Raw genomic sequence first — 16,266 nt, forward strand, 5'->3', positions numbered from 1 at the left:
AAAGTCTAAAAAAACGGAAAGATAGTAGAATGACCAATTTTCGGGCACCTCGAGTATGGCTCGCGCCGATGTCCGGCGCGACAGATGCGCCGATGCGTCGTCAAGCAAGTCGCTTTGGCGCACCTGCTGTCGTGTCAGAAATGGTTGCCGGTGACATGCTCGCTGCAGCTCGTCCGGATGTGGTGCGTCGCACATGTCGTCATGATGGCCAGGGGCACTGGATCGTCCAACTCGCGGCCAGCCGTCCTGAGGCGATGCTGAGGGGGGCGCAACTGTTGCGTGAGACCGGCGTCGACGTGATCGATATCAATATGGGGTGTCCGTCTCGTCAGGTGACGGGCGCGCAGTCAGGTTCTGCCCTGATGCGGGATGTGCCTCTGGCGCTCGAAATCATTCAAGCTGCCCTCGATGGTGCAGACGGCCTGCCCGTGACATTGAAAATGCGCCTTGGCTGGGACGACCAGAGCTTGAACGCGCCGGAGATCGCGGTCGCCGCTGAGCGGATGGGAATTTGTATGCTCACCGTGCATGGCAGGACGCGATGCCAATTCTACAAAGGCAATGCCGACTGGGCGCGGGTTGCTGACACGGTCGCGGCTGTATCCCTGCCAGTGATCGTGAATGGCGACATAGAGATGCCCGAAGATGCTGATGTTGCACTGGCTCAGTCGGGGGCACATGGCGTCATGATTGGTCGCGCCGCCATGGGGCGTCCCTGGCTGCCGGGTCAAATCAACGCTCATCTCGAAGGTCTAACCTTTCAGATGCCTGGCCTTTCAGAGCAGATTGATAGTCTGCTTGAGCAGGTTTCGGATAGTGTTGAACTCTACGGAGAGTTTCTCGGTCTTCGCACGGTACGCAAGCACGTTTCGGCGGCGATTGATGCTGTCCAACTTCCGCTCGAATCTGATGAGCGGCGGAGGCTTCGCTCACGGCTCTGTCAAATCGCCGATTTCGAAGAACTGAAATCGGCGCTTCGTGCCGTCTACTCAAGATCCAGAGAAATGGAGGCCGCCTGATGGCCAGCGACGTCGCCATGTCAGCTCCGCGGTTGGGAGATCTGTCTCCTATTGCGTTGTTGCTGATTGATTCACGCAGGAAAGTTGTTGAGGTAAACGCAGCAGCGGAAAGCCTGTTGCAGCTGTCTCGTCGGGGCCTCCGCAGCAAACCTCTCAGCGAGATAGTCTATCACGACTCCCCGGTCTTCGAACTGCTTGACCGGGCCCATCGAACCGTGGGCGATATTACTGCGCCGGGGACTCCGATCACCGGCCCTGGTCTTATGTCGCGACAGATCTGCGATATCTGGGTCAGATCAACTGACGACAATGGTTTCATGATCGCGATGTGTGAAGCCGCGACGCGGGACGTGAATGAGTCTGCCGCCGGTGTTGCTGGTTTCGGCCGCATTCTGGGTCATGAAGTGAAAAACCCGCTCGGCGGCATTATCGGGGCCGCGCAATTGCTCGAACGCCAATCGGTCGATGGCCAGTCCGAGTTGTTGTCAATCATCAAGGAAGAGGCCCGGCGCATCGAGCGACTGGTGAACCGCCTTTCGGCGTTCGAGCTGTTTTCAGCGCCGCACATGGAGCCTTTCAATATCCACGCTCTCCTGGAGCGCGTTTTGGCCTCGGAACGTGCCGCGATGGGGAGCAAGGTGGAATTCAAACGGGACTTTGATCCATCCCTTCCACCAGTGATCGGGGATTCTGATCATCTGCAGCAGGCTTTCCAAAATCTCATCCGCAATGCTGCGGAAGCCGCGATGGACGGCGACACGCCGGGCAAGGTGACGGTAAGAACCTCCTATGCCGCCGGTCTTTCTTTCCGCCAGGCGCGACTGGGTGCAGGTCTTCGCCGCGCAATGCTGGTTTCGGTAGAAGACACCGGCAAGGGCATAGCCCGCAATCGCCAGAATACCATTTTTGAAGTTTTCCAAAGCAGCAAGTCTGGGGCCCGTGGGCTTGGACTGTCGATTGTAAAGGAAGTCGTGACCGCTCATGGCGGCCAGATTCGTGTAGACAGCGTGCCGGGCTCGACGCGCTTTTCAGTGTTGTTACCGCTTGGTACTGGGGAAAAGACCGATGGCTGAGAAAACCGTTCTGCTTGCAGAAGATGATGCAAGCATTCGATTGATTGTGAACCAGACCCTCGTGGCTGCGGGCTATGAGGTCCGGGCGACGAGTTCCCCTGAGGCCTTGGAGCGCTGGGTGCGTAACGGGGAGGGCGACGTGGTCGTCTCGGATGTGTTCCTTGGGGACGCCTCCATTTTTGATCTGCTCCCTTCGCTGAAGCTCGCCAGGCCTGATCTGCCCTTCATCGTCATGAGTGGCCAGAATACAATCCTGACGGCAGCCTCGGCTGCGCAGCATGGTGCGTTTGACTATCTGCCCAAGCCATTCGACATCGACACGCTGTCCGGGCTTGTCCAGCGCGCCTTGAAATCACAACCGAAAGTTTCGGCCCGCGCGATCAATCCTGAATCTCAAAAGGCCATCAGCGACGCCGGTCTACCGTTGATTGGGCGGTCTGACGCGATGCAGGAAGTCTATCGGATCATCGCGAAAGTGATGAACACCGATCTGACTGTGCTGATTGAGGGAGAGAGCGGGACCGGCAAAGAACTGGCGGCGCGTGCAATCCATCAACTTGGTGACGCGAAAAATGGAAACTTCGTCGCTTTGGATCTTGCGGCACTACCTGCTTCGGAAATCAATCGTCAGCTATTTGGCCACAATGGCGAACAAGGCGCTGTCCACCAGAAAGGCGGCACACTTTATCTGGACGAGATTGGTGATCTTCCCGCTGAAGCGCAGACGCAGCTTGTGAAGTTGATGCGAGATTCAAGTGGCGCGCGGATCATTGCATCCACCCGCAGAAACCTCGGTAGGCTGGTTGATGACGGCAAGTTCCGCGAGGACCTCTATTATCGATTGAACGTGGTGCGGCTGACCATGCCGCCCCTGCGGCTTCGCAAGGAGGACATTCCTGAACTCGCTCGGGCTTTTCTCATCCGGGCGCAGCGACAGGGTCTGGCCGCGAAGACGCTCGACAAATCAGCGCTTGATCTGCTCACAGCCTATGATTGGCCGGGCAATGTGCGTGAACTTGAAAACCTCGTCTTGCGGCTGGCGGTGCTTTGTCCCGACGAGACGATCACATTGCGCGATGTGGAGCGGGAGCTGCGCGCCGGCGCAAGCGAGCAGAAGGGATCGAGTGCCGGCTTTGAAAAAGACATCGAAACCCTGTTGCACCGCTATGTGATGGGCGACCTCATAGCGAGCGGTGACCATGAGGATTCAAGCGTGTATTCCAACGTCATAGATCAGGTTGAGCGGCCTCTGATCCGGTTGGCTCTCTCAGTGACTGCGGGCAACAAGGTCAAGGCGGCACAATTGCTGGGCATGAACCGCAACACATTGCGAGCCAAGATCAATGCATTGGGTATTGCAGAAGAGTGATTGACTGCATCGACGACTGTGGCTTTACTGCACCACTGTTGCTTTTGAGGCACGAATGTGTGACTTAAGCGCAACTGGGCCGGGGCGGCCATGTGTAGAGCGGTGTATCGTTGTCGAATGTACTGAGCCAGCAAGCCACCAAGGCCAGTTGGGCACTCTTTGAAGGTCTCTTTATCATTGCGGCTCTCGTCGCCGTGTTTGCGACCTTCATTGCCATCTCTGGAGTCGATCCTGACAATCCGACCGCCGGCGCCACACCTTGGCTGCTCGGACTGAACTTTGTCGTCATTATTGTGCTCGCGACCATCATTGTTCGTGAGTACCTGACGATCCAGTCAAACAGCGAGAGTGAAGGACGCGGCAGGCTGGCCCGCCGTTTCGTCATGCTGTTCGGTTTCTCCGCGCTTGTTCCATCGGCCATCGTCGCGGTTTTTCTGGGAGCCATTTTTACCCAAGGCCTGGATAACTGGCTTGGAGAGCGCGTCGATTCCGTCATGGAAAAGAACGCTGAAATCTTTCGTACCTATGTCGATAATTTCGAGACTACGTTTGACGTGGATGTGCGCCTCGCCGCGCTTGATGTTGAAAACTTCGCGCGTGAAGTTGAGGCGAATCTCACAGACGCAGAAGCCGCCAGAAACCTGTCATCTGAAGCGTCCCTCGCATTCTCGGAAGGCTTGCGTTCGGAACTCGCCTTTCGCGATTTCCTTACCATCGCCATTTTGGGGGCCGATGGTGTCGAACTGATTGCTCAGGAGAGCGTGCAGGATGCGATCCTGATTCCGCCCCCGGCGCCTGCCTTTGAAGAGGCGGACCGGGGCGAGATTGCGACCACGCTTTATGAAAATCGAGGCATCGCAACAGCCCTGATCCATATTACGGAACCGCTGGATGGATACATCTATGCGGTGAAGAATTTTGATCGGAACGCTGCCGTGCGTCTCCGCGAAGCCGAAGCCGAGATCATTCAATACAATAATGCCAAGCGGCAGGGTGGTCGGTTGCAGACGATTTTTGCCATTGGTTACGCGCAAATCGCGGCGTTGGTTCTGCTGCTCGCTGGTCGACTGGGCCTCGAAGCAGCTGGTCGGGTGACCGGCCCCATTGGTCGCCTTGCAATTGCAGCTCACACCGTTCGCGACGGAGATCTCACTGTTCGCGTTCCTGTGACGGGTGCTAAGGACGAGGTCTATGCTCTGAGCCAGTCGTTCAATGCGATGACAGAGCAATTGTCAGAACAGCGAAATGCGCTCATCCAGGCGCGCGAAGTGGAAGAAGACCGTCGGCGCTTTGTCGAGACATTGCTAGCGGAAGTCAGCGCGGGCGTTATCCGTATGGATGGCAATATGGTTGTCACGCTTGCCAACAGGTCCGCCGGAGATCTGCTCGGGATTGATGCGATTGAAGACGGTGAGAGCCTGGGCGCGGTGGCACCTGACTTCGTTCGATATGCTCACGATACATTACAGCAGAACTCTCCGGTCGATGCGTCTATCGACATCAATCGCAACGGTGCCATACGACACTTCAGGCTCAAGACAGCGCCAGATCCGGCAGGCGGCTGCGTTTTGACCTTCGATGATACAACGCGGCTTGTGAATGCGCAGCGACAGCTGGCCTGGCGAGATGTCGCCCGTCGCATCGCGCATGAGATTCGCAATCCACTGACGCCTATTATGCTGTCCACGGAACGCCTGAGGAGGCGTTATGCCGACAAGATTGATGATACTGACGGCGTATTTGACCGGTGCATCGAAACAATTCTGCGTCAGGTAGGCGACATAGGTCGAATGGTTGAGGAGTTTTCTTCATTCGCTCGCATGCCGAAGCCGAATGCCAGCCAGTTCGATATGACGTCCCTGTTGAAAGCGACCAGCTTTTCTCAAGGCATGGTTACGCCGGATATTGTCGTGGAGTTTGAATCAGAGCTTGAAAAGGTCCCCTATCTTGGCGACGAACGCCTGATCGGTCAGGCGCTGGGCAATCTGCTCAAGAACGCTGCAGAGGCGATCGAGGGCATGCCGGAAGAGGCTGAGGTGCGTGGCCAAATTCGAGTTGTGCTCTCGGATACCGACAAGGGCGTTGATATTACCATCGAAGACAATGGTCCCGGATTTCCAGAGGACGCACGCGACCGCTTGCTGGAGCCATACGTCACGACGCGCGAAAAGGGGACCGGACTTGGTCTGGCCATCGTCAATCGGATCATAGTTGATCATGGTGGGTCTATCTCGCTTCAGAACAGGCTTGATGGGATGCGCGGGGCGCGAGTGCGCGTTTGGCTGCCACACAATGCGATGCGGGTGCACGACGCTTTTGAAGTGACGCCCGAAGAAGAAACAGATGAATCACCGGCACGTGCCGGACTAGTGTAGAGGAGCCTGCGTTATGGCCTTGGACATTCTTGTGGTTGATGACGAACCAGATATCCGTGAACTGATTGCGGGTGTGCTGGGAGATGAAGGCTATTCAGCCCGTACGGCCGACACCGCCGAACGCGCTCTTGAGGAAGTCCGTGCACGAACGCCACGGCTCGTGGTGTTGGATGTCTGGCTTCAGGGCAGTGGAATGGATGGGCTGTCGCTCCTCAAATACCTGAAGTCGATTGATCCAATTCTTCCAGTCATCGTAATAAGCGGTCACGGCAACATCGAAACAGCCGTCGCGGCGATCCGGCGTGGAGCCTATGACTTCATCGAGAAGCCGTTCAAGACTGATCGTCTATTGCACATGGTGGAGCGCGCAATCGAGTCCGCGGCGCTGAAATACGAGAATGCTGCGCTGAAGAACAGAGCCGGTGACAATGAAGAATGGATCGGAGACAGTCAGGCGGCTTCGGCATTACGAGCTTCGATTGAGAAGGTAGCGCCAACGAATTCCAGAGTGATGATCTCCGGGCCAGCCGGGTCCGGCAAGGAACTTGCCGCGCGGCTCATCCATCGTAATTCCTTGCGCGAAAATGGCCCCTTCATTGTTGTGAACGCGGCCACCATAGCGCCGGACCAGATGGAGAGCGCCCTGTTTGGCGAAGAGGACTCCCAGGGTCGGACAACCCGAATTGGCCTCTTTGAAAAAGCTCATACCGGTACACTGTTGCTTGATGAGGTGGCTGACATGCCACTGGGGACCCAGAACAAGATTTTGCGGGTCCTGACAGAGCAGCGCTTTCAACGGGTAGGCGGGAAGTCGGACGTGACCGTAGATGTTCGTGTCATGTCGGCCACCACCAAGGATATTCGTCATGAAATCTCGGAAGGCCGCTTTCGTGAAGATCTGTTCTATCGGTTGAGTGTCGTGCCGTTGCGGGTGCCGTCGCTTGCAGAGCGGCGAGACGATATTGGGGACCTCGTCACATACTTTACCAACCGGATCGCTGATTCTTCTGGCCTGACGCCTCGTACGTTTTCAGCGGAGGCCATGGCTGTTCTTCAATCGATGGATTGGCCTGGCAATATCCGGCAGTTGCGTAATGTGGTGGAAAGAATCCTGATCCTGTCGCCATCTGACTCCAGCCGTCCGGTAAGTGTTGATGAGCTGCCGCGCGAATCGTCCGGTATTCCGGGGGATGTTGGCAAAAGCGGATCGGCAGAGCTTGTCGGATTGTCTCTGCGTGATGCGCGAGAACAGTTTGAGCGAGAGTATCTTGCGCTTCAGATCACCCGATTCAATGGCAATATTTCTCGTACTGCCGAGTTCATCGGTATGGAGCGTTCGGCCTTGCACAGAAAATTAAAGGCTTTAGGCGTAAACTCGAATCTTACTCGTCAGGACGGCTGAGGCCGTTGAGGGGCTGTAGACCATGCATGTTCTGATTTGCGGTGCGGGCCGCGTGGGGCACGGAATTGCTCGGCGCTTGGCTCGCGAAAAGCATGATATCACGATCATCGATGAAAATCCGGACTTGGTGGACCAGGTGTCTACGGATTTGGACGTGCGTGGCTTCACGGGCCATGCCGCGCATCCCGATGTGTTGAAAAAGGCAGGCGCTGCTGACTGCGAAATGATTATCGCGGTGACGCATTTCGACGAAATCAACATGGTGATTTGCCAAATCGCCCACACGCTTTTTTCCGTTCCATACAAGATCGCGCGCGTGCGAGAGCAATCCTATATCGATCCGGCGTGGAAGAATGTCTTTTCGCGGGAAGGCCTCCCGATCGATATGGTCATTTCGCCCGAAGTTGAAGTCGGTGAAGCAATCCTTCAGCGTTTCCGCACGCCGGGCGCAGTGATGAGTGCGACCTTTGGCAAGGGTAAAGTACGCCTGCTTGGTCTGGAAATCGATGACAGCAACCCTCTATTGGACACACCTGTAGATCAGCTGCGGGGCCTTTTTCCCGACCTGTCAGCCAGAATTGTCGGGATAGGGCGGGGCGAGTCGGTTCGCGCGCCTCGCGCAACTGATGTGCTGAAAGTGGGAGATCGTGCCTATGTTGCCGTTCTGGATGAACATGCCGACCGACTGACGTCTATCTTCAACCGGGAATCGGAGCAGTCCGGGCATGTCGTGATTGTTGGCGGGGGCAATGTTGGTCTCTATGTTGCCACCACGTTGGAGCGCGAAGGCAAGAACCGTATCCGCCTCATTGAGCACAATGTGGAACGGGCTAATGAAGTCGTGTCCGAGGTCAAGCGAACGATCGTCATTCAGGGCGATGGGCTGAACCCTGATATCCTTGCGGAAGCTGGTGCGCCGAAAGCCGACTTCGTGGTTGCGATTACCAATGACGACAAGGCCAATTTGCTGATTTCCAATTTGGCCAAACGTGCGGGCGCAAAACGTACTCTGGCACTCGTGAATGCGACTGAGCTGGCTGGGCTGGCACGTGATCTGCGAGTGGATGCTGTTCTCGATCCGCGGGCCCTCACGGTCTCACAGATCCTGCTGCGCATGCGTCGGGGGCGTATTCTTGGGCTTCAGTCCATTGAAGATGGCAAAGCGGAAGTTGCAGAGGGAATAACGCTCGAGTCGTCGTCGCTGATCGGCAAGCCGCTTGGCTATGATGATTTGCCGGAAGGCATGACCGCTGCTGCTGTCATACGCGGCAAGGAAGTATTCATTGCCGGACCTGATGTTACAGTCCAAGCCGAAGATCATCTGATCATATTCTATCAGGAAGAGATGGTTCGAAAGGTTGAAAAGTACTTCCGGGTCAGTCCGGACTTTTTCTAAATCATGTACTACGCTTCTGTCGTCCGCATTCTTGCTTTCTTACTGCTGATCGTCGCTGCCGCCAGCATTCCGTCAATCTTCATGGCGATTGCAGCGGGTGAAGACAGCCAGACCTTTGCCTTCGGCACGATGGTCCTGTGTATTGTCGTTGTATCAAGCAGCGTTCTGCTGCTCACACCCAAACCGGATAGGAAGGCCCGACCCTCCGATGCGTTGGGAACGGTTATCCTGTGGTGGTTTATCACGCCGGTGGCGACTAGCTTGCCGTTTATGCTGGGGGTCGAAAACGATAGCGTTCTCAGCGCGATACATGAGGCGACTGCTTGTCTTACGACCACCGGACAATCGGTCATTTCTGTCCAGAACAATGAGTGGCCAATCAGCCTGGTTGTCTGGCGCGGCATGCTGCACCTATTGGGAGGACTCGCCACCATAACGGTAGCTGCCAGCGTGTTGGCTGCGCTCAATCTCGGCGGTCCGGGCATTCATCGAACCGTCTTGTTTACCGTGCCGGAAACAAGCTTCTTCAATGCTGTCCCGCGCGTCGCCCGCGTGGTCAGCATATTGATGGTAATTTCAATACTCGCCCTGTTCTCCGCTTTGGTCTTCATGGGGGTTCCGGCCGAACGCGCCTTGGGCGACTCGGTGAGTGCGCTGACAACTGGCCTGGTGCACCCACAAGGCATCATGCGCGCACCACTGGACACAGGACCATCTATCGTTTTGGGCATTGGTCTACTAGTTGGAGCCATGGGCCTGGCGATCTGGTTGCCGCTGAAGGACCGGAAGCCGCTCAAAGCGGTTACGGACCCTGAAGTTACACTTTTCGTAGGATTGCTATTCGTATTTGTCGGTTTTGCGGTGGCGTCCGATCTCAATGTAACCGAGGGATTGTCTTGGGCTTTGTCAGCTTTGTCGACGTCCGGCCTCTCTCTGTCTGACCCTGCAGATTACAACCGCATTCCTCTCCCTGTGCTGGTTTTGCCGGCCTTGATCGGCGGGTCGGCGCTGTCTGCAGCGGGCGGAGTCAAAATTGCGCGTTTCATTGTGCTGGCCCGAAGGGCTGGTCAGGAATTCCGTCAACTCGGATATCGGCAGTCGGTCTTGGGATTTCGTTTCCGGGATCGAGAATTGAACGAACGAAGCGTGATAGGGGTCTGGGTTTATCTGATCGGTTACGTACTCTCGATATTCCTGCTCATGTCCGGATTTGCCTTTCTGGGGCTGGATTTCATCCCGGCTATACGTCTCTCTATTGGCGGTCTGACCAATTCAGCAGCCGTACTGGGGAGCTATCCGGTGGACTTAACTGGGCCTGCGCAAGCATTGATCATTTTTTCAATGATTCTCGGGCGATTGGAGGTTTTAGCCCTGATTCCAGCCCTTTCCCTCAGCTTTTGGAGGGGGTAACGGCTGTTCGCACTTGCACTGAAGCTGTAATCCCGTTAGCGCGACACATAACAAGAACAGGCCAGATTGGATTCCCGTCATGTCCGCCGACAAAAAACAGAATTTGCAAGACACCTTCCTGAATGCCGTCCGGAAGTCCCGGACCCCCCTGACAGTCTTCTTGGTCAATGGCGTTAAACTTCAGGGTGTGGTGACTTGGTTTGACAATTTCTGTGTTCTGCTTCGTGGTGACGGACGCCCACCACAGCTTGTCTACAAGCACGCCATCTCTACAATTGCTCCAAGCGCCCCGGTGCAGTTGTTTGATGAGGAAATGGATGCGGACTAGGCCATTTTGACTGACAGGATGATTGATCGCACGCCAGTGCCCGAGGTGGCTGGCGTGATTATCCCTTGGTTTACACCTGCAAACAGACCCACCGAAGACCGTCTGCAAGAAACGGCAGGCCTCGTGGAAGCGCTTGGCTGTAATTTGGCCTTCCTGCGTGCTGAACATGTTCGCAAGGTAAACTCATCGGTCTTGCTGTCGGGAGGTATTCTTGATCGATTGGCCGAAGACCTCCGCCAGAATGATTGCACCGTAGCCGTCGTTGACGGTGACCTGACACCGGTTCAGCAACGCAACCTCGAGCGAAAGCTTGAAGTGAAGGTCATCGACCGGACGGGCTTGATCCTCGAAATATTTGGCTTGCGCGCCCGGACCAAGGAGGGCCGTCTTCAGGTCGAATTGGCCCGTCTCCTTTACGAGCGGTCACGACTGGTGCGGACCTGGACCCACCTTGAGCGCCAGAGGGGCGGTGGCGGCTTCCTGTCTGGCCCCGGTGAAAGCCAGCTCGAAGCAGACCGGCGGATGCTGGACGACAAGATCCTACGGCTGCGCCGTGATCTGGACGATGTGAAGCGCACGCGCGCCGTGCAAAGGGCAGGGCGCAAGCGGAGCGGAAAGCCCGTGATTGCGCTGGTGGGCTACACCAATGCCGGCAAGTCGACCCTGTTCAACCAGATGTCCGGCGCTGACGTATTCGCGCGGGACATGCCGTTCGCGACGCTCGACCCCACGATCCGCAGGTTTGACCTGCCGACCCTCGGCGAAGCGGCCCTGATCGACACGGTCGGGTTCATCACAGATTTGCCGACCCATCTGATCGACAGTTTCCAGGCGACGCTGGAAGAGGCCATGCAGGCAGACCTCCTGGTCCATGTGCGCGACCGGTCGAGCCGGGCAGATCTGGAACAGGCCGAAGATGTGATGATCGTGTTGGAGCAATTGGAGGCCGAGACCGGTCTGCCATTGCCGCCCATGATTGAGGTCTGGAACAAGGCCGACCTGCTTCCGGATGATCGTGCCGAGGCGCTCGCCTTCTCTGCGCGTGGGCCACTCGATACACCGGCTGTGCTTGTTTCGGCGTTGACGGGAACAGGGATCAACGAATTGCTCGATCTCATTGAGGCCGTTCTGTTGAAGGGCGCGACCGAGATCGAGTTGGAGCTGGGGACAAAGGACGGGCGGGCCCGGGCCTGGTTGCACCGCAACGGGGAAGTCCTTTCGGAGACGACATTGGACAGCGGGAACGTTGTGATGACAGCGCGCCTGCCCAATGACAGGCTGGGTCAATTCTATTCCGAATTTCCAGACTTTAATCCTGCCTGACGCGCTCCTGCTGTTTCACGCGCTGCCATAGAGATTCCTGCGCGTCGATATCGAGCGCTGCAAAGTCCTGACCATCCTGTTCAGCGAGTCCTTCCATGGCGCGGAAGCGGCGTTCAAATTTGGCATTGGCGCGTCGCAGGGCCTGTTCCGGATCCACATTGAGGCGGCGGCTGAGATTGGCCGCAACGAACAGTAGATCGCCCAGTTCGTCTTCTATCTTGTCCGGGTCGCCGGTTTCGATGGCTTCGCGTACCTCGCCGGTTTCCTCAGCCAGCTTATCGAAGATGTCGTCAGCCTCGGTCCAGTCAAAACCCACTCGCGCTGCCCGCTTCTGGAGTTTCTCGGCGCGTAGCAGAGCTGGCAGTGCGAGCGCAACGCCATCCAACGCGCTGGCGGGGTCTTCGGGTTGTCCTTTGCCAGCGCGTTCCTGCGCCTTGATCACTTCCCACGCGACGACCTGTTGATCCTCGGTTCTTGAGCTTTCATCGCCAAACACGTGCGGATGGCGGCGAATCATTTTGGCATTGATCGCCTCGACCACATCCGTGATCTCGAAGGCGCCAGCTTCTCTGGCCATCTGACTGTGGAAAACGACCTGAAAGAGCAGGTCACCCAGTTCTTCCTTCAGTTCATCCATATCGGCGCGCTGAATTGCATCGGCCACCTCGTAGGCTTCCTCAATCGTATAAGGTGCAATCGTCGAGAAGTTCTGCGCAACATCCCACGCACAGCCCGTGTTCTTGTCTCGAAGTTTCGCCATGATGTCGATCAAGCGAGCCATGGCTTCGCTAGCAGGCGAATAGGAATTGATGTCGTCGGTCATTGAAACCGACTAGCCTGACTCTCCTGCGGAATCGACTGATTGATTGACAATTTGTCGATGTCGCGTGACCTGAATGGGCGGGTACATCAGTGTGGCATCGCATGCGCCTGGCGCTTGGGCTCCGGTTCAGTCTGCCAAGGACGCCTTAGACCAAGGTGCGCCGCCGATTGCAAAGCTTTCTGGTTTGTCGACGAACGAGTCGCTACGATGAGTCGGACTTGCGTAATCTGCCAAAACGAGGATGCCTGATGTTCATGACGCCCGAATGTGTTGCGCCGACAGGATGCACGCTAGGTGAGGGGCCGCTCTGGAGCCCATCGGAAGGCTTCCTGTGGTGGGTGGATATCAAGCGGGCGAAACTGCACAGATTCAATCCAAGAACCGGCAATACACGACGCTATGACTTGCCCATAAAAGCCAGTACGCTTGCTCTGTATGATGGTAGCATACTTATGGCCGGTGACCGGGAAATCGGAGTCTACGACCCGTCGACCGAAGCCTATGATCGACTTGCCGTGCTGGCTGAGGAGCCGAAAACAAATCGCACGAATGACGGCGGCATCGCGCCGGACGGGTCCCTATGGTTCGGTACAATGGACGAATCCGAAAAGGAACCGAAGGGTGGCTACTACAAATTCAGCCTGGATGGGTCAGTTGACGCGCTACGCCTGCCATCGGTCCTAATTACCAATACGTTCCAATTTTCTCCAGACGGACGGAAGTTCTACACATGCGATTCTGCAGAACAGGAAATTCTGTCTTTTGATCATGATCTAGAGACCGGCAAGCTGTCCGGGCGAAAGGTTTTATCTGATACTTTCGAGTTAGCGGGCTATCCAGATGGTTCGGCCATTGATTCGGAAGGCTGTCTTTGGACCTGCCTGTGGGATGCATCTCGAGTCATTCGACTGACCCCGGATGGAGAGATTGACCGGATTATCGTTCTTGCAGCAACACGCCCAACCAGCGTGGCGTTTGGAGATGACGACTTGAAGACGCTGTTCATAACGACCGCGCGATCCGGCTTGTCCTTTCCGCAGCTGGATGCCCGACCCTTATCAGGCAGCCTGTTTGCGATTCGGGTGGATGTTCCGGGTTTGCCGCCTCGCGAATTTGGCAAACCGCTTTGAGTTCAAGCGTTCCCTTGCAGGACCTGCACAAGACACCACCTAGCCTAGACAATGCCAGCAGTGTACTTAACCGTGGACGTGGCGGCTCAAAACCGCTAACTCCCCGCTTTTCAAGAGAGAGTCGGAATGGCCGATAAGGTGAAAAAGAAACGCGTAGGTCCTATTACCTTCTTTCGGCAGGTTCGTGCTGAAGGGAACAAGGTGACGTGGACGTCCCGTCAGGAAACGATCCAGGCGACGATTTTTGTCGTTATCATGTCTATCCTGATCGCCCTTTTTCTGTTCTTAGCCGATTTCGTCATCAATTTGGCCGTTAAGGCGATAACGGGCCTCTGAGACCAGAACGGCCCGTCAACATTTCATTAGGGAGCGCGTAGGCCTCATGGCTGAAGCCAAATGGTACATTGTCCATGCTTATTCCAACTTCGAGAAGAAGGTCGCTTCGACCATTCTCGAACAAGCGGAACGCAAAGGACTGGCAGACCTGATTGAAGACATGCAGGTGCCGACCGAAGAAGTCGTCGAAGTCGCGCGCGGTAAGAAGAAGACCGTCGAGCGCCGGTACTTCCCGGGCTATGTCCTTATGAAGGCCGTCATGACGGATGATGTCTATCACCTCGTAAAAGACACGCCGAAAGTGTCAGGCTTCCTCGGCGCAGAAGGTGGCAAGAAACCCCTTCCAGTTCGCCAGCGTGAAGTTGATCGCATTCTTGGCTCCTCTACCGATTCAGCTGCCGAGCGTCCGCGTCCGCAGATTTCCTTCGAAATCGGCGAACAGGTTCAGGTCAACGATGGCCCGTTTCAGGGCTTTGAAGGTTCTGTTGAAGAAATCGATGAGGAAAACGGTCGCCTCAAGGTCACGGTTTCCATTTTCGGCCGCGGAACACCGGTCGATCTCGAGTTCGAGCAAGTCGCTAAAGTCTGATTTGCCAGACGAATCAGGTAGAGCGCAGTTCGCTACCGGGTTTTGCTTGAAACAAAACGAATTGAGCGGTATTTCCCGCTCATCGTGCCGCCTTAGCTCAGTTGGTTAGAGCACTAGATTGTGGATCTAGGGGTCCCCCGTTCGAGCCGGGGAGGCGGTACCATTTTTTCTTGTCAATTGTTCCCGACCATTGAAAACATTGGCAATTTGCAAGTTCCAAAAGTTTGACGAGTCGGCAACAATCTGTTGCAATTGGGTCGCGGTTATAAAAAATGCCGCTATTCAACTGATACGCGACTCTAATAGGGCTCGAAGTATCTGATAAATGAGTTTATTCAGGAACCATACGTGGTTTGACCCGTATGAACCTGCGGCCGAGGACAATCCCGTCATTCGGCACACAAAAGGGGATTGAGTATGAAGAAAACTCTTATGTGCGCGACAGCCGCGGCCGCATTTGCGTCTGCCGGCTTTGTCGCACATGCTGAGGACGGGTGGTACGCCCGCGCCGACGCAACTTACGGATTTTCGGGCCAATTCGACCATGATCCTGCCGACCGCGATGTCGTCGGTACGATGGGCGGTACGTCCGACGCTGATGAAACCATCGGTTTCGATCTCGGTCTTGGTTACGGCTTCGACAACGGCTTCCGCCTTGAAGGTGTCGGCGGCTATGGCGATGACGACCTGAGCGTTCCGGCTGCTTCCTACAATGGCGCTCCATCCGGTGCGGTTCCAGCCACAGCTGGTAACCTGCAGACCATGGAACTCATGCTGAACGGCATTTACGACTTCAACCGCGAAGGCGAGATCCAGCCCTATGTCGGCTTGGGTCTTGGTGTCCTGCGCGCGAATGCCAAAGCGAATAACCTTGTTTTCACCAACGGTACCGACGTTTCCGCTGCTAACGGTTTCTCCGACAGCGACACGGGCTTTGCTTACCAGGGTCTGCTTGGCCTCGGTTACAAAGTATCTGATCAGCTGACGCTGGATCTGGGCTATCGCTACAAAGTTGCTGAAGGTCTTGACTTCGGTGGCGTTCATGGCGGCCCGAACTATGATGCCGATTACGAGGCTCACCTGGCAACTGTAGGCATGCGTTTCGCATTTGGTGCACCGCCACCGCCACCACCACCACCGCCTCCGCCACCACCACCTCCTCCGCCACCACCACCTCCACCACCGCCTCCGCCACCGCCGCCACCACCGACGACGACGACGGATGCCCCTGAAGTTGTGTGCTCCAGCCTCAACCAGGAATTCGTGGTGTATTTCGAGTGGGATCGTGCGGATCTGACGAGCCAGGCGGCTGCCGTTATCGACCAAGCGGTCGCTAACATTAATGGCGAAGCCGGTTGTGCACCGAACACTGTTTCGATCGCAGGCCACACGGATACGTCCGGTGCAAGCGCATACAACCAGCGCCTGTCCCAGCGTCGTGCTGACATCGTGGCAAGTGCGCTCGCTTCCCGTGGTATCGATTCGTCGATCATCACCGAAGAAGCCAAGGGCGAAACGGATCTTGCAAAAGCGACCCGCGATGGTGTTCGTGAGCCTCTGAACCGTCGTTCGGAAGTTGTGATCACTGTTCAGTAGTCACTGACACTTTCATCAAACGGCCCGGCAGTTATCTGCCGGGCCGTTTTTGTATGGGGCCGTGTTGATCCCACTTGCCGGGCCTAGTTTCCTGTGA

Annotated in this window: 14 protein-coding genes and 1 tRNA gene; 14 read left to right on the top strand and 1 reads right to left on the bottom strand. The window is 56.2% G+C overall.

Going from position 1 to position 16,266, the window contains the following annotated elements:
* Positions 1 to 29: 29 nt before the first annotated feature.
* The 9 genes from CFA77_RS09105 to hflX all read left to right on the top strand — a co-directional run bounded on the left by CFA77_RS09105 (position 30) and on the right by hflX (position 11,695).
* Positions 30 to 1,019: a tRNA-dihydrouridine synthase gene (locus CFA77_RS09105; protein WP_206990431.1), complete on the top strand. Its 990-nt coding sequence runs from the start codon at positions 30 to 32 to the stop codon at positions 1,017 to 1,019.
* The gene (locus tag CFA77_RS09110; RefSeq protein WP_084333139.1) at positions 1,019 to 2,092 is read left to right on the top strand and encodes a nitrogen regulation protein NR(II); all 1,074 of its coding nucleotides are present in this window, start codon (positions 1,019 to 1,021) and stop codon (positions 2,090 to 2,092) included. Before CFA77_RS09105 ends, CFA77_RS09110 begins: the two co-directional genes overlap by 1 nt.
* Entirely contained in the window at positions 2,085 to 3,461 is a 1,377-nt protein-coding gene (locus CFA77_RS09115) for a sigma 54-interacting transcriptional regulator (RefSeq protein ID WP_206990432.1), read from the top strand. The genes CFA77_RS09110 and CFA77_RS09115 overlap by 8 nt, the downstream gene beginning before the upstream one ends.
* Before the next feature lie 110 nt (positions 3,462 to 3,571).
* Positions 3,572 to 5,836 (top strand): ATP-binding protein, encoded by a 2,265-nt coding sequence (locus tag CFA77_RS09120; protein WP_206990433.1) that lies wholly within the window; start codon positions 3,572 to 3,574, stop codon positions 5,834 to 5,836.
* A 13-nt stretch (positions 5,837 to 5,849) separates the two neighbouring features.
* Positions 5,850 to 7,238, top strand: a complete 1,389-nt coding sequence (locus CFA77_RS09125) for a sigma-54 dependent transcriptional regulator (protein ID WP_206990434.1) — start codon at positions 5,850 to 5,852, stop codon at positions 7,236 to 7,238.
* A gap of 22 nt (positions 7,239 to 7,260) precedes the next feature.
* A complete protein-coding gene (gene trkA, locus CFA77_RS09130; RefSeq protein ID WP_206990435.1) occupies positions 7,261 to 8,634 on the top strand; it encodes a Trk system potassium transporter TrkA in 1,374 nt (457 codons plus the stop codon).
* A gap of 3 nt (positions 8,635 to 8,637) precedes the next feature.
* The gene (locus CFA77_RS09135; protein WP_206990436.1) at positions 8,638 to 10,044 is read left to right on the top strand and encodes a TrkH family potassium uptake protein; all 1,407 of its coding nucleotides are present in this window, start codon (positions 8,638 to 8,640) and stop codon (positions 10,042 to 10,044) included.
* Between the two features lie 79 nt (positions 10,045 to 10,123).
* The gene (gene hfq / locus CFA77_RS09140) at positions 10,124 to 10,372 is read left to right on the top strand and encodes an RNA chaperone Hfq (RefSeq protein ID WP_034812840.1); all 249 of its coding nucleotides are present in this window, start codon (positions 10,124 to 10,126) and stop codon (positions 10,370 to 10,372) included.
* 6 nt (positions 10,373 to 10,378) lie between these two features.
* Positions 10,379 to 11,695: a GTPase HflX gene (gene hflX, locus CFA77_RS09145; RefSeq protein ID WP_206990437.1), complete on the top strand. Its 1,317-nt coding sequence runs from the start codon at positions 10,379 to 10,381 to the stop codon at positions 11,693 to 11,695.
* Here the strand turns inward: hflX and mazG are convergent.
* A complete protein-coding gene (gene mazG / locus CFA77_RS09150) occupies positions 11,682 to 12,518 on the bottom strand; it encodes a nucleoside triphosphate pyrophosphohydrolase (RefSeq protein ID WP_206990438.1) in 837 nt (278 codons plus the stop codon). The two genes, hflX and mazG, sit on opposite strands and share 14 nt — an antisense overlap.
* Positions 12,519 to 12,772: 254 nt before the next feature.
* Here mazG and CFA77_RS09155 point away from each other — a divergent pair, with 254 nt between their 5' ends.
* From CFA77_RS09155 to CFA77_RS09175, 5 genes are all read left to right on the top strand, one after another.
* Entirely contained in the window at positions 12,773 to 13,648 is an 876-nt protein-coding gene (locus tag CFA77_RS09155) for an SMP-30/gluconolactonase/LRE family protein (RefSeq protein WP_206990439.1), read from the top strand.
* Between the two features lie 126 nt (positions 13,649 to 13,774).
* Complete coding sequence (gene secE, locus CFA77_RS09160) at positions 13,775 to 13,984, top strand: preprotein translocase subunit SecE (RefSeq protein ID WP_034812848.1); 210 nt, start codon at positions 13,775 to 13,777, stop codon at positions 13,982 to 13,984.
* 46 nt (positions 13,985 to 14,030) lie between these two features.
* Positions 14,031 to 14,573: a transcription termination/antitermination protein NusG gene (gene nusG, locus CFA77_RS09165; protein WP_034812852.1), complete on the top strand. Its 543-nt coding sequence runs from the start codon at positions 14,031 to 14,033 to the stop codon at positions 14,571 to 14,573.
* 86 nt (positions 14,574 to 14,659) lie between these two features.
* A tRNA-His gene (locus tag CFA77_RS09170) sits at positions 14,660 to 14,736 on the top strand.
* Between the two features lie 254 nt (positions 14,737 to 14,990).
* On the top strand, positions 14,991 to 16,169 hold the full coding sequence (locus tag CFA77_RS09175) for an OmpA family protein (RefSeq protein ID WP_206990440.1): 1,179 nt from the start codon (positions 14,991 to 14,993) through the stop codon (positions 16,167 to 16,169).
* Positions 16,170 to 16,266 lie beyond the last annotated feature (97 nt).

Origin of the sequence: Hyphomonas sp. KY3 (assembly GCF_017309975.1) — a bacterium.
In the GTDB taxonomy this organism is placed as follows: Bacteria; Pseudomonadota; Alphaproteobacteria; order Caulobacterales; family Hyphomonadaceae; genus Hyphomonas.

Excerpts from the sequence above, each read along its gene's own strand:
- CFA77_RS09105 (WP_206990431.1), top strand. The coding sequence starts at position 30 with ATGACCAATTTTCGGGCACCTCGAGTATGGCTCGCGCCGATGTCCGGC.
- CFA77_RS09110 (WP_084333139.1), top strand. The coding sequence starts at position 1,019 with ATGGCCAGCGACGTCGCCATGTCAGCTCCGCGGTTGGGAGATCTGTCT.
- CFA77_RS09115 (WP_206990432.1), top strand. The coding sequence starts at position 2,085 with ATGGCTGAGAAAACCGTTCTGCTTGCAGAAGATGATGCAAGCATTCGA.
- CFA77_RS09125 (WP_206990434.1), top strand. The coding sequence starts at position 5,850 with ATGGCCTTGGACATTCTTGTGGTTGATGACGAACCAGATATCCGTGAA.
- trkA (WP_206990435.1), top strand. The coding sequence starts at position 7,261 with ATGCATGTTCTGATTTGCGGTGCGGGCCGCGTGGGGCACGGAATTGCT.
- CFA77_RS09135 (WP_206990436.1), top strand. The coding sequence starts at position 8,638 with ATGTACTACGCTTCTGTCGTCCGCATTCTTGCTTTCTTACTGCTGATC.
- hfq (WP_034812840.1), top strand. The coding sequence starts at position 10,124 with ATGTCCGCCGACAAAAAACAGAATTTGCAAGACACCTTCCTGAATGCC.
- mazG (WP_206990438.1), bottom strand. The coding sequence starts at position 12,518 with ATGACCGACGACATCAATTCCTATTCGCCTGCTAGCGAAGCCATGGCT.
- CFA77_RS09155 (WP_206990439.1), top strand. The coding sequence starts at position 12,773 with ATGACGCCCGAATGTGTTGCGCCGACAGGATGCACGCTAGGTGAGGGG.
- secE (WP_034812848.1), top strand. The coding sequence starts at position 13,775 with ATGGCCGATAAGGTGAAAAAGAAACGCGTAGGTCCTATTACCTTCTTT.
- nusG (WP_034812852.1), top strand. The coding sequence starts at position 14,031 with ATGGCTGAAGCCAAATGGTACATTGTCCATGCTTATTCCAACTTCGAG.
- CFA77_RS09175 (WP_206990440.1), top strand. The coding sequence starts at position 14,991 with ATGAAGAAAACTCTTATGTGCGCGACAGCCGCGGCCGCATTTGCGTCT.